General features: G+C 66.1%; 10 protein-coding genes. 6 read left to right on the forward strand and 4 right to left on the reverse strand.

Translation table 11 applies throughout. The annotated features are described in order from the left end of the window. Positions 1–32: 32 nt before the first annotated feature. Both FBY33_RS07150 and FBY33_RS07155 read left to right on the forward strand, forming a co-directional pair. Positions 33–1895, forward strand: coding sequence for an IucA/IucC family protein (locus tag FBY33_RS07150; RefSeq protein ID WP_142032618.1), 1863 nt, complete (start codon positions 33–35; stop codon positions 1893–1895). A gap of 9 nt (positions 1896–1904) precedes the next feature. Then, complete coding sequence (locus FBY33_RS07155; protein ID WP_142029971.1) at positions 1905–2678, forward strand: SDR family NAD(P)-dependent oxidoreductase; 774 nt, start codon at positions 1905–1907, stop codon at positions 2676–2678. Here the strand turns inward: FBY33_RS07155 and FBY33_RS07160 are convergent. After that, a complete protein-coding gene (locus FBY33_RS07160; protein WP_142029972.1) occupies positions 2646–3761 on the reverse strand; it encodes an FUSC family protein in 1116 nt (371 codons plus the stop codon). The two genes, FBY33_RS07155 and FBY33_RS07160, sit on opposite strands and share 33 nt — an antisense overlap. A 213-nt stretch (positions 3762–3974) precedes the next feature. Beyond that, positions 3975–5564 carry an MFS transporter gene (locus tag FBY33_RS07165; protein ID WP_142029973.1) on the reverse strand — a complete coding sequence of 530 codons (1590 nt, stop codon included), beginning with the start codon at positions 5562–5564 and terminating at the stop codon, positions 3975–3977. 435 nt (positions 5565–5999) lie between these two features. On the opposite strand from FBY33_RS07165, the gene FBY33_RS07170 reads away from it, so the two are divergent. Further along, positions 6000–6257 carry a hypothetical protein gene (locus FBY33_RS07170; RefSeq protein ID WP_142029974.1) on the forward strand — a complete coding sequence of 86 codons (258 nt, stop codon included), beginning with the start codon at positions 6000–6002 and terminating at the stop codon, positions 6255–6257. Between the two features lie 107 nt (positions 6258–6364). Here FBY33_RS07170 and FBY33_RS07175 read toward each other — a convergent pair whose 3' ends face one another. Next, positions 6365–8944, reverse strand: a complete 2580-nt coding sequence (locus tag FBY33_RS07175) for an ATP-dependent DNA ligase (protein ID WP_142029975.1) — start codon at positions 8942–8944, stop codon at positions 6365–6367. Between the two features lie 40 nt (positions 8945–8984). Here FBY33_RS07175 and ku point away from each other — a divergent pair, with 40 nt between their 5' ends. The 3 genes from ku to FBY33_RS07190 all read left to right on the forward strand — a co-directional run bounded on the left by ku (position 8985) and on the right by FBY33_RS07190 (position 11509). Next, a complete protein-coding gene (ku, locus tag FBY33_RS07180) occupies positions 8985–10100 on the forward strand; it encodes a non-homologous end joining protein Ku (RefSeq protein WP_142029976.1) in 1116 nt (371 codons plus the stop codon). Between the two features lie 130 nt (positions 10101–10230). Continuing rightward, positions 10231–11073, forward strand: coding sequence for a class I SAM-dependent methyltransferase (locus tag FBY33_RS07185; protein WP_142029977.1), 843 nt, complete (start codon positions 10231–10233; stop codon positions 11071–11073). Positions 11074–11092: 19 nt separating this feature from the next. Then, positions 11093–11509, forward strand: coding sequence for an SRPBCC domain-containing protein (locus tag FBY33_RS07190; protein WP_235010478.1), 417 nt, complete (start codon positions 11093–11095; stop codon positions 11507–11509). A 115-nt stretch (positions 11510–11624) separates the two neighbouring features. Here the strand turns inward: FBY33_RS07190 and FBY33_RS07195 are convergent, their stop codons facing one another. After that, a complete protein-coding gene (locus FBY33_RS07195) occupies positions 11625–11903 on the reverse strand; it encodes an HPr family phosphocarrier protein (protein WP_056333115.1) in 279 nt (92 codons plus the stop codon). Positions 11904–11968: the final 65 nt, after the last annotated feature.

The raw sequence follows: 11968 nt of genomic DNA on the forward strand, positions 1-11968 counted from the left end.
CTGAAGCCAGGACCGCGCGCCCGCCCGCTGACGTGTCCCACCTGACGCCGGACCGCTGGGAGGCTGCCACCAGGCACCTGCTCCGCAAAGCGCTCGCGGAGTTCTCCCATGAACGGATCCTCATCCCGGAACCTGTGCCAGCCGCGCCGGAACATGCCGCGCCGGAACCAGCCCTGGAACCTGTTCAAGCCGCGCCGGGCGCGGGCACCTACCGTGTCGCCAGTGCCGACGGTTCGTACGAATGCCTCTTCCACGCCACGATTTTGGAGCTGGACCACTGGTCCATTGACGCCGGGTCCATCCGCTGCTTCCAGGACGGCTCCGAAACCCCGCTGGATGTGCTGACCTTCATCATCGTGTTCCACGAGACCCTCGGCATTAACCTCCAAATGCTCCCGGTCTACCTCGAAGAGATCAGCAGCACCCTGGCCAGCCACGCCTACAAGCAGCGCGCGGACCAGCCTTCAGCTGCCATGCTCGCCGCAGGAATCACCGGCGGCCAGGACCCCGCCGCCGACTTCCAGTCCATTGAGCGCAGCATGACCGAGGGCCACCCCTGCTTCGTGGCCAACAACGGCCGCCTGGGCTTCGGCATGGACGACTACCACGCTTACGCGCCGGAAACCGGAGCGCCCGTGCAACTGGAGTGGATTGCCGTCCACCGGTCCCGTGCCGTGTTCACGTCGAGCGCGGGACTGGACTACCGGGCGCACCTGGAGAGCGAACTCGGTCCTCTCGCCGGGGACTTCACCAACGAACTGCAGCTGCAGGGCCTGGACCCGGAGCAGTACTTCTTCATGCCGGTCCACCCCTGGCAGTGGGAGAACAAGCTGACGGTGACGTTCGCGGCCGAGATTGCCCGGCAGCGGATTGTCCACCTGGGCACGGGCACGGACCGGTACCAGGCACAGCAATCCATCCGCACGTTCTTCAACACCACGGCCCCGGCCAGGCACTACGTCAAAACGGCCATGTCCGTACTGAACATGGGCTTCATGCGCGGCCTGTCACCCCAGTACATGAAGGCCACCCCCGCCATCAACGACTGGCTGCGTGAACTGATCGGGCTGGACGGGGTGCTGCAAAGGCGCGGGTTCACCATGATCGGCGAGGTGGCGGCGATCGGCTACCACAACGGGTACTACCAGGCAGGCTCGGCCGGCGGTTCACCGTACAGGAAGATGCTCTCCGCACTTTGGCGCGAAAGCCCCCTGCCGCTCCTGGGCGACGGGCAACAGCTGGCCACCATGGCCTCGCTCCTGCACGTCGATGCCGCCGGGAAGCCAATGGTTTCCGCGCTGATCGAACGCTCGGGACTGGACCCGAGGGACTGGCTGCGCCGCTATTTCGAAGCCTACCTGGTACCCCTGGTGCACTGCCTGTACCGGTACGAGCTGGCGTTCATGCCGCACGGCGAGAACGTCATCCTGGTCCTGGAGGACGGCGTCCCCGTCCGGGCAATCATGAAGGACATTGCCGAGGAAATCGTGGTGATGGGGGACCGGCTGGACCTGCCGGAGGAAATCTCGAGGATCGGGACCGCCATTCCCGACGGCGAAAAGGTGCTGGCCATCTTCACGGATATTTTCGACTGCATCTTCAGGTTCCTGGCGGCACTGCTGCACGAGGACGGCCTGGTGTGCCAGGAGGATTTCTGGCGGACGGCCGCCGAGGCCGTGCAGGACTACCAGCGGCAACACCCGGAGCTCGCGGACCAGTTCGCCAGGCACGATCTCTTCGCACCGGATTTCGCCTTGTCCTGCCTGAACCGCCTGCAGCTGCGCAACAACCAGAACATGCTGGACCTGGCGGATCCCTCGGGCGGACTGCAGATGGCCGGACGGCTGGCCAATCCGCTGGCCCGGTTCATGGATGGTGCACGGCCACGTGGCTAGGCTAGCAGGATGACGCCATCGAGTTCCCGAACCACAGCACTTGTCACCGGGGCCAGCGCAGGGCTGGGCCATGAATTCGCAAAGCAGCTCGCGGCCCAGGGCCATGACCTGGTCCTGGTGGCGCGCAACGCGTCCCGGCTGGCAGAAACAGCGGAGGACCTCCGGCACCGGTACGGCATCACGGCTGAGGTGCTCCCCGCAGACCTGACGGACGACGACGACGTCGCCGCCGTCGTCGAACGCCTGGAAGACACCAGCCGGCCGGTGGGGATCCTGGTCAACAACGCAGGGATCGGGCTGTTGCACAACTTTGAGGACAACCACGCGCCGGAGGAGAAGAAGCACCTGAAGCTGCACGCCGAAACGTCCATGGTGCTGACGCATGCGGCGCTGAAGGGCATGCTCGAGCGCGGGGAGGGACGGATCATCAATGTGGCCAGCGTGGCCGCGTTCCTGCCCCGCGGCACCTATTCCGCGGCCAAGGCCTGGCTGGTCAGTTTCAGCCGGTGGGCGAACCTGGCCTACCGCACCCGGGGCATCAAGGTCACGGCTGTCTGCCCCGGCTTCACCCACACGGAATTCCACGACCGGATGGGGATGGATAAGTCCGTGGCGCCGTCGTGGACGTGGCTGCGCGCCGAGCGGGTGGTCAGTGAAGGCCTGGCGGACAACGAGCGCGGCAAGGCGGTGTCCATCCCGTCCAAGCGCTACAAGGTGCTGGCGGCGGTGGCCAAGGTGGCTCCGGCGCGGCTAATGGCGGGGCCGCCGCGGAAGCCGAAGTAGGCCCGGGAGCGGAGTGCGGGTGCGGGCTCCGGGCCGGCGGACAGCCACCACCACCAGGATCCCCAGCAGCGCACCCACCAGGGTTTCCACCGCGCGCTCCAGGATCAGGACCTGCGGTTCGGTGGGGGCGGCCAGCTGCGTCATGAGCAGGATGACCGGCGTGAACCAGACCATGGCCAGGCCGTAGTGCCTGGTCATGAACAGTTCGGTGGCGAACTGGAAGAGGATGACCAGGAGGGCCAGGACCGTGGCCTGGTGCACCGGCTCCTGGAGTGCCGGATAGAGGGCAGCCAGTGCCCACGGTCCCGGCAGGATCACGACGGCGGTAACCACCAGGCCCAGGAGTGTTCCCACGATGCGGTGGACGCCCCGCCGGACACTGCTGGGCAGGTCGGCCCCGGCGAGCGGTACGGCGGCTGCCGCCATGGCCCAGTGCGGGTGGCCGCTGCCGCTCAGGACACCCACCGTTCCGGCAGCACCCACGGCCAGTATGTACCGGGCGGCGTGGACGGTCAGTTCCCGCTGCCTTGCGGCCGAACGGGGCGGCAGGTTCCTGGTGGCCCCGGGTTCCCATGCCCTTTGCCGCACCCAGCCGCTGAAGCCGATCAGGATCGAGAACACTGATGATCCCGCCGCGATGAGCATGGCCACATACCACGGGACTGCGGTGGGAACGGAGGCACACGCACCCAGGGCCAGGATTCCAAAAAAGGGCCCGTTCGGCTTCAGCCGTACGCGGTCCGAGTACACCGAGCCCACTCCGGCCAGGGTGGCCTCCACTGCTACCAGCCACCAGGAGTGGATGTGGTTGATGGACAGCGTTACCCCTACGAACACGCCGCTGAGCAGCACCAGGGCACCCTGCCCCTGGTGGCGGAGCCGCAGCTGGTGCGGTTCCAAACGGCCGTACATGCCGGTCAACGCGCCGAACACGGCGTAGATGATGAGGTCCGTCCGGCCGGCGGCCAGCAGGAGCAGCGAGGGGGCGGCAACGCTGAGGGCCACGCGCAGTGCGGCAAGGTGGTCGTTGGTGGCAGGCTCCAGCCGGTGGAGTGCGCGCACCTGTGCCACTACGCGCTTCATATCCCGGCACCTGTCCTGTCTTGTTGTCCTGCCGTGGCCCAAAGGCCTTTGGGAACGTATCACCGGCATCGGGCAGAGTCATACTGCCGGTAGTCACAATAGGAAATCCGCAGGCACGCAAAGGCCCGTCCCCGCGTGCTTCCCCCAAGGAAGCACGCGGGGACGGGCCTGTGAGCGTGGGCTACAAGAGCGTCCGGGCGGCCGGCTGGAGGTTTAGGCCCCCGCCGGAACCCCACGGTGTGCCTCGGTGTCCAGGGCGTCCTGGGTTTCGAACGGCAGCTCGTCCAGGTTGATCAGCGGGTTCTCGTCCTGGGTGGCCACCAGTTCCCTTGCCTCTGCCTGGGTGTCCACGCTGGGCATGGACCCCGGCAGGGGGCGGTTGGCCGATTCCTTCAGGAAGTAGATGGCGATGGCGCCCACGAGGGAGGTGGCCATGAGGTAGTAGGCGGGCATCATGTCGTTGCCCGTGGCGCTGATCAGGGCTGCCACGATGAACGGTGTGGTCCCGCCGAAGATGGCCACGGCGAAGTTGTAGGCAATGCCCATGGCTCCGTAGCGGCTGGATGTGGGGAACTGGGCCGGGAGCGCCGAGGCCAGGTTGGCCACATAGAACGTCACGGGGAAGGCGATCAGGGCCAGCCCGGCAAGGGTGGACCAAATCTGACCAATGCCGATCAGCATGAAGGCGGGCAGAGCCAGCACGATGGTGCTCACGGCGCCGATCCAGAGCACGGGGCGGCGGCCGATCCGGTCTGACAGCTTACCGGTCAGCGGAATGCACAGGCTCATGACCACCAGCACCGGAATGGTGAGCAGGGTGCCGTGGACTTCGTCGTAGCCCTTGGACTCCGTCAGGTAAGTGGGCATGTAGGAGGTGAGGGCGTAACCGGCCGTGTTGGCGGCGGCCACCACCACCATGGCAACGACGATGGGGCGCCAGTAGGCCTTGACGATTCCCACCGGTCCCTTGGCCGTGGCAGTATCACCAGCGGATGCGTTCTTGGCGATCTCTTCCTGGGCATCAAGGGTTGCCTGGAACTGCGGCGATTCCTCGATCTTGCTTCGGAAGTAGACGGCGATCAGGCCCAGCGGGCCTGCCACCAGGAACGGGATGCGCCATCCCCAGTCCTCCATGGTGTCCTGGCCGAGCGTCAGCTGCAGGACGGAGACCAGGGCGGCGCCAATGGCGAAGCCCAGGTAACTGCCCAGGTCCAGGAAGCTGGCAAAGAAGCCGCGGCGCTTGTCGGCCGCGTATTCGCTCACGAACGTGGTGGCACCGGCGTACTCGCCACCGGTGGAAAAGCCCTGGACCACCTTGAGGAGCACCAGCAGTGCGGCAGCCCACAGTCCGATCTGTGCGTACCCGGGCAGGAGGCCGACGGCGAAGGTGCTTGCCGCCATGATCATCAGCGTGGTGGCCAGGATCTTCTGGCGTCCCACTTTGTCGCCCAGCCAGCCGAAGATCACGCCGCCCAGGGGGCGGGCGATGAAGGTGGCGGCAAAGGTTCCCAGCAGGAACAGCGTCTGGGTGGTGGGATCGGATTCCGGAAGGAACACCGGGCCCATGGTGGTGATGAGGTAGCCGAAGACGCCTACGTCGTACCACTCCATGGTGTTGCCAACGATGGTTCCGCCGAGTGCCTTTTTGAGCATGGGCTGGTCCACCACGTTGACATCGGATTCCTTGAGCCGGCGGCGTGGCAACAGCCTGGTCTTCTTGGCGGCCACGGGGGCTGCCGGGTCTGTTCCGCGGGCGTTCCTGGCGCCTGCTGGAGAGTCGGTCCTGCTTCGGTCTGTGGGCATTTGGGCAACTCCTATGGAGGTCATTTGCTTGCGACTTGTAGCTGCCCCGCTCTGGGCAGGCCTTCAATTTTACGGGATGCTGTAGCGCGCCGACAGTTCGATGGCGTAGAGTGCGCCCTTTTGGGCCGCTTCAGGGGTGGTTTCCACAATTTTTTGTGCCGCCGTTTCCCGCGCCATTACTGGGAAGCACGCTGTGCAACGGCGGCGTTACCAAAAATTTTCCGCCGGGAACCGTTTCAGGGCCCATTTTTTGGTGATCGCGGCCGCGAAAGTGATTGGGGCCACCGTCCCTGGAAGGGGTTCACAGGACCTCCTGGCATGCCTATGGTGGAGCGATGAAGACACCTCTTTCCGGGCAGTAGTCCGCGCGCGCCCGGACGCTTTCGTTGGCGTTTCGATTCAAGGAAGAACGAAGGAAAGAAGGGAAGAACCACAATGGGTGAAGAGTCCAACCAGTTCCACATCAACCCTGAGGTGGCGGACCACATTGCGGCTGCCATGGATGCGCCGGCGGCGCCGGGCCCTGCGGCCATGGGCGCCGGGCCCCTGGGGCAGCAAAGCGGCTGGCCGGACGGCTACGGAAAGCGGCGGCACCCCAAAGACCGGGCTGCGGGCCACGGCCGGATGGGACATGAAGCGGCCGTGACCGCCGTCCACCGCACCGGCCGGCCGCAGATGCCGCACTCCTCGTAGCCGGCACCTAAAACCGGCATCGACACGCACATTACCTGGCGCCCCGAAATTTGGCGGGCGCCAGGTAATTTGTGCGGCGTGGAGTTACCTGCGCGTCGAAAACCGGGTCAGCCTTCGCGGACCACCTCGGACGGGTCCTTGTCCACGCGCCAGCCGCGCCACCGGGGATGCCGCAACCTCCCGGGCCCGGTCCACTCGCTATAGGTCACCTCGCCCACCAGCTCGGGCGACACCCAGTGGGCGTCTGCGGCGTCGGGGCGGGGCACTTCATGGAAAGGTGAGGTTTTCCGGCCAAGGCGTTCCACTGTTTGCCGCAGTTCCGTGAGTTCGCGCGTACTGAAGCCGCTGCCGACGCGGCCCACGTACTGCAGCTTGCCGCCGTCGGGAATGCCCACCAGCAGCGACCCCACGGTGTCCTGCCGCCCGCCCTTTCCCGGCCGCCAGCCGCCCACCACCACCTCCTGGGTCTGCTCCGTCTTGAGCTTGATCCACGTCCGGGTCCGCTGCCCGCTCACATAGCGGCTGTCCGTCCGCTTGGCCATGATCCCTTCCAGGCCAAGCTCCTGCGCGCTTTCCAGGAGGAGCTCCACCGGTTCGTTGAGCACTGTGGAGATGTCCACGGGGCAGTCGGACGGCTGGAAGAATTCCTCCAGGCGACGGCGCCGGGTGCTCAGCGGCAGGCGCCGGAGGTCTTCCCCGTTGTCGAACAACAGGTCGAACAGCATCAGCTGGACCGGGATGGCAGTACGGGCCTTGGCGACGTCGGCGGCCCGGGTCAGTTTCATCCGGCCCTGCAGCAGGCCAAAGTCCGGCTTTCCGCCGGGCCCGACGGCGATGATCTCGCCGTCCGCCACGAACGGATGCTCCGGCCAGCAGCCGCGGTCCGTGAACTCCGGATAGGTTCGGGTGACGTCGTTGCCGTTGCGGGAAAAGATCCGCACCCTGTCCCGGTCCGCCACCAGGATGGCCCGGACACCGTCCCATTTGAGCTCGTGCTGCCAGCTGCTGCCCTGCAGGTCGGCGGTGTCCCCGGACGTGGCCATCATGGGTTGGTACTCCAGCGGGTCGGCCAGCGGGTCGGCTGCCGCGTCGGAGGAAGCCACATCCGCTGCCTGGTTGGCGGCTTCCCGGCCTGCCGCACCGTCGTCGCCGGTGTCCTTCTTTGCCGCCGCAGCCCCGGCCGCCGGGGCAACCCGTTCAGGCGCGGGCCGCCGTCGTCCGCCTTGATGCTCCTGGTCCATCAGGTGGATGAGCCACTGGCTCTCGGCGTCCTTGCCCTGTCCGCGCCCCGTGTGGATGAGCGCGATCTTCCTGCTGCCGCCCAGCCCGCCGCCGTCGGACCCGCTCAGGGTGACAATGACTTCCTTGCCGTTGATCCACTTGTGCAGCTCGTAGCTGCCGGTGTCCCAGATGGTCATCGCACCAGCCCCGTACTGGCCCTTGGGAATGGTTCCGTGGAAGGTGAGGTAGTCCATGGGATGGTCCTCGGTCTGGACCGCCAGGTGGTTTTTCGCGCCGGACTCAGGAATTCCCTTGGGGAGGGCCCACGACACCAGGACGCCCTCGTGTTCCAGCCGGAGGTCGTAGTGCAGCCGGCTGGCGTGGTGCTCCTGGATCACAAAGCTGTTGCCGCCGGCCGGGACGCCTGCGAACGGCTCGGGCGTGGCCTTGGGGTCGCGCATGGAGCGGTACTTACCCAGGCGGGGATCGCCGTCGTGGGGTGCGTCCCCCTGGCCGTGCCCAGCGTCCGGAGCGCCCTCCTCGGCAGCTTCCCCGGCGCCCGGCGCAGTGCCGGCCGCAGCGTTGACGACGGCGGCGAAAAGGTCCTTGCCGTCCTGCACCCGCCGCAGGACCTCGTGGTAGTCCAGGTGCTTGAGCCCGGGAGATTCGATTTCCCGCCAGGTCCGCGGTGCGGCCACCAGCGGCGTGGGCTTTCCCCGCAGTGAGTAGGGGACAATGGTGGTTTTCGCTGCGTTGTTCTGGCTCCAGTCCACCAGCACCTTGCCCTTGCGGAGCGACTTCTTCATGTCGCTGACGGCGAGGTCCGGGTGGTCGGCCTCCAGCGCCCTGGCCAGTTCCCGGGCGAAGGCTGAGATCTGCTCCGAGGTCTGCGTACCATCCAGTGCCGCGTAAAGGTGGATGCCCTTGCTGCCGCTGGTCACCGGCACCGGGTCCAGGCCCACGTCCTGCAGGATGGACCGCGCCAGGAGGGCCACTTCGCGGCATTCCGGCAGGCCGGCCCCCTCGCCGGGGTCCAGGTCCAGCACCAGCCGGTCCGGATTCAGTTGGTTCCCGTGCGAATCCACCAGCCATTGCGGCACATGGATTTCGAGCGAGTTGATCTGGCCGAACCAGGTCAGCGTGGCGGCGTCATTGACCATGGGGTAGTGGATGGTCCGGTCCTTGTGCCTGATGGCCGCCCGCGGCAGCCAGCCCGGGGCTGAGTCCTCCAGGTCCTTCTGGAAGAACACCTCACCTGGCTTGTCCGCCGTCCCCACCCCGTTGACCCACCGCTTGCGGGTGGCCGGACGGTTGGCCGCCGCCGGAATCAGGACGTGGGCCACCGCCGCGTAGTAGGCCAGCACATCCGCCTTGGTGGTGCCGGTCTCCGGATAGATGATTTTGTCCAGGTTGGTCAGGGTCAGTTCGCGCCCTGCAACCCGGACACGTTCCCTACTGGCGGCCATGGGGCTTCACCTCCGGCCCGCTCTGATGTTGACTGTATGAATGAGAGCCATCTGGAAAGGTGCCATCGCGTTCGGGCTGGTCAACGTGCCAGTGAAGGTCTACAGCGCCACTGAAGATCATGACATCAGTCTGCACCAGGTTCACAATGCCGACGGCGGCAGGATCCGTTACCAGCGCCGGTGCGAGGTGTGCGGCGAGGTGGTGGACTACTCGGACATCGAGAAGGCGTTCGAGGAGGACGGCCGCACGGTGGTCCTGTCCAAGGATGAGCTCAAGTCCATCCCCGCGGAGAACAGTCACGAGATCGAAGTGGTGCAGTTCGTCCCGTCGGAGCAGCTCGAACCCATGATGTTCGAGAAGAGCTACTACCTGGAACCAGACTCCAAGTCGCCCAAGGCCTACGTGCTGCTCCGGCGCGCGCTCGAGGACACGGACCGTGTAGCCATCGTCCAGTTCGCACTCCGGGAGAAGACCCGGCTGGGGGCCCTGCGGATCAAGGACGATGTGCTGGTGCTGCAGTCCCTCCTTTGGCCCGATGAGGTGCGGGAGGCGAACTTCCCGTCACTGGATGCGTCCATCAAGATCTCTTCCCAGGAGCGGGACATGTCAGCGGCCCTGGTGGAATCCATGGCCGCCGACTTCGACCCCGCATCCTTCACGGACGAATACCAGGTGCAGCTCCGCCAGCTCATCGACGCCAAGCTCGAACAGGGTGAATCGCTGGACACAGAGGAGACCTTCGGCGTCGAAGCCGGCGAGGGCGGGAAGGGCGAGGTCATCGACCTCATGGAGGCCCTCAAACGGAGCCTGGACAGGAAGCGCGGCGGAGGGGAGGCCGCTTCGAGCGGGACTTCCGACGACGAAGCGGACACCGGTGACGAGGAGGCGGAGGGGGCCAAACCTGCGCGAAAGTCTTCCGGTACAAAGGCATCGGGCACCAAGACCGCCGCATCAAAATCGACGGCTTCCAAAACAACCGCCTCCAAAACATCAGCGTCCAAGTCGGCCACGAAATCAACGGCTTCCAAAGCAACTGCTTCCAAAGCGGCGGACACCAAGTCCACTGGAACAAAGTCCGCGGCGGCCAAGTCCACGGGTACCAAGACGGCAGAAAAGCCTGCTGCCAAAACCAGCAGGGCGCGCAAGCCGGCGTGACCCTGGCGTTTCGCGGCATCCGTGCCTTTACACCGGCCGGTATCGCGCCCACAATGAGTCGCATCGCAGCCTCCGCTGTGCCAACAGTGTGCTGTCACTCATTTGAACGGACACGTAGAGGGGCACGGGCATGGACAACCAGACCGACTTAGTGGACGCGGACCGGGAGCTTAAGAAGAAGCACCGGGCCATGTGGGCGTCAGGGGATTACCCGGCCCTCGTCGACGAGATGCTCCTGGAACTGGGCGCCGTCCTGGTCGAAGCCTGCGGAATCAGGTCCCGCCAGCGGGTTTTGGACGTCGCGGCCGGAACCGGCAACGCCGCCATCCCGGCAGCAATGATGGGCGCCAAGGTGGTGGCCAGCGACCTCACCCCGGAGCTTTTCGAGGCAGGGCGCCGGGAGGCCGCAAACCGCGGCGTCAGCCTGGAGTGGCAGGAAGGGGACGCCGAAGCCCTGCCATTCGGTGATGCGGAGTTCGACGTCGTGATGTCCTGCATCGGGGTCATGTTCGCACCGCACCACCAAGCGGCCGCGGACGAACTGCTCCGGGTGTGCAAGCCGGGCGGTTCCGTGGGGCTGCTGTGCTGGACGCCGGAAGGATTCATCGGCCGCATGTTTGCCGCCCTGAAGCCGTTCGCTCCACCGCCCCCGCCGGGCGCGCAGCCGGCACCTCTGTGGGGGAGCGAGGACCATGTCCGCGAACTCTTGGGCGACAGGGTTACAGGGATCCAAACACGCAAGCAGAACCTGGCCGTCAAAAGCTTCCACCAGCCTGCGGACTTCGTCCGCTACTTCAAGTCCCACTACGGCCCCATCATTTCCGTCTACAAATCACTCGGCGAGGACCAGAACAAGGTCAAGGCGCTGGACCAGGCCCTCACCGAGCTGGCCGATTCGTTCGGCGACGCGCATGGCGATATTCCCTTCCAAATGGAATGGGAGTACCTGATCTTTACGGCCAAGAAGGCCTGAGCCGGTGCCGGAAGACCATGTGGCAACATCCGCCACCACCATCAACGCAAGTCCCGGGCGCGTGTGGGAGGTAATAATGGACCCGGCCGCGGTGAAGGAGTTCATGTTCGGGGCCACGCTGGAAACGGACTGGAAGGTTGGAAGCCCCATCACCTGGCAGGGCGAGTGGGAGGGAAAGGCCTACCAGGACAAGGGCGAAATCCTGGCGGTCGAGCCGGGACGGAAACTGGTGCACACCCACTTCAGTCCGTTGTCCGGGCAGGAGGACGCGCCAGGGAATTACCACACCCTCGAATGGACACTCGAGGACCAGGGCGGCGCCACCCGGCTGACCTTGGCCCAGGACAACAACCCCAGCGAAGAAGCCGCCGCGCATTCGAAAGCCATGTGGGACAAGCTCCTGGCCGACGTCAAAGCACTCGCCGAGAGCGGCTGAACTCCGCCACCCCGCCCAACGCTTAAAAGCCAAGCGGCCGCCGTCGGGCCTCCTCCCAATGGGGGAAGCCCGACGGCGGCCGCCGGCGTTGTGCTGCCGTCAGGCAGCGTGGCTGCTACTCGGCGTCGTGGTCCGTTTCCAGGATCTGCACCAGGTGGTTGAGCGCATCGTCTGCGCCGGCACCTTCGGCGCGGAGCACCACGACGTCGCCGTGTGAAGCGCCCAGGCTCATGAGGGACAGGATGCTGGCGGCGTCCATGGCCTCATCGGCCGGTTCGCCTTCACGGGCGATGGTGATGTCCAGGTCGTACTCGCCGGCTGCCTCCGCAAAGATGGCGGCGGGGCGGGCGTGCAGGCCCACGCGGCTGGCGACGGTAGCGGTGCGTTCTGGCATTGTTGCTCCTTTGTCTTTCGGCCCGCTGACGGTTCAGCGGCCGGTGAGGTTTGCGGCTATGCCGG

Origin of the sequence: Arthrobacter sp. SLBN-112, assembly GCF_006715225.1 — a bacterium.
GTDB lineage: Bacteria > Actinomycetota > Actinomycetes > Actinomycetales > Micrococcaceae > Arthrobacter.

Coding starts and splice junctions, on each gene's coding strand:
- FBY33_RS07165 (WP_142029973.1), bottom strand. CDS start 5,564: ATGCCCACAGACCGAAGCAGGACCGACTCTCCAGCAGGCGCCAGGAAC.
- ku (WP_142029976.1), top strand. CDS start 8,985: ATGAGAGCCATCTGGAAAGGTGCCATCGCGTTCGGGCTGGTCAACGTG.
- FBY33_RS07170 (WP_142029974.1), top strand. CDS start 6,000: ATGGGTGAAGAGTCCAACCAGTTCCACATCAACCCTGAGGTGGCGGAC.
- FBY33_RS07185 (WP_142029977.1), top strand. CDS start 10,231: ATGGACAACCAGACCGACTTAGTGGACGCGGACCGGGAGCTTAAGAAG.
- FBY33_RS07160 (WP_142029972.1), bottom strand. CDS start 3,761: ATGAAGCGCGTAGTGGCACAGGTGCGCGCACTCCACCGGCTGGAGCCT.
- FBY33_RS07155 (WP_142029971.1), top strand. CDS start 1,905: ATGACGCCATCGAGTTCCCGAACCACAGCACTTGTCACCGGGGCCAGC.
- FBY33_RS07175 (WP_142029975.1), bottom strand. CDS start 8,944: ATGGCCGCCAGTAGGGAACGTGTCCGGGTTGCAGGGCGCGAACTGACC.
- FBY33_RS07195 (WP_056333115.1), bottom strand. CDS start 11,903: ATGCCAGAACGCACCGCTACCGTCGCCAGCCGCGTGGGCCTGCACGCC.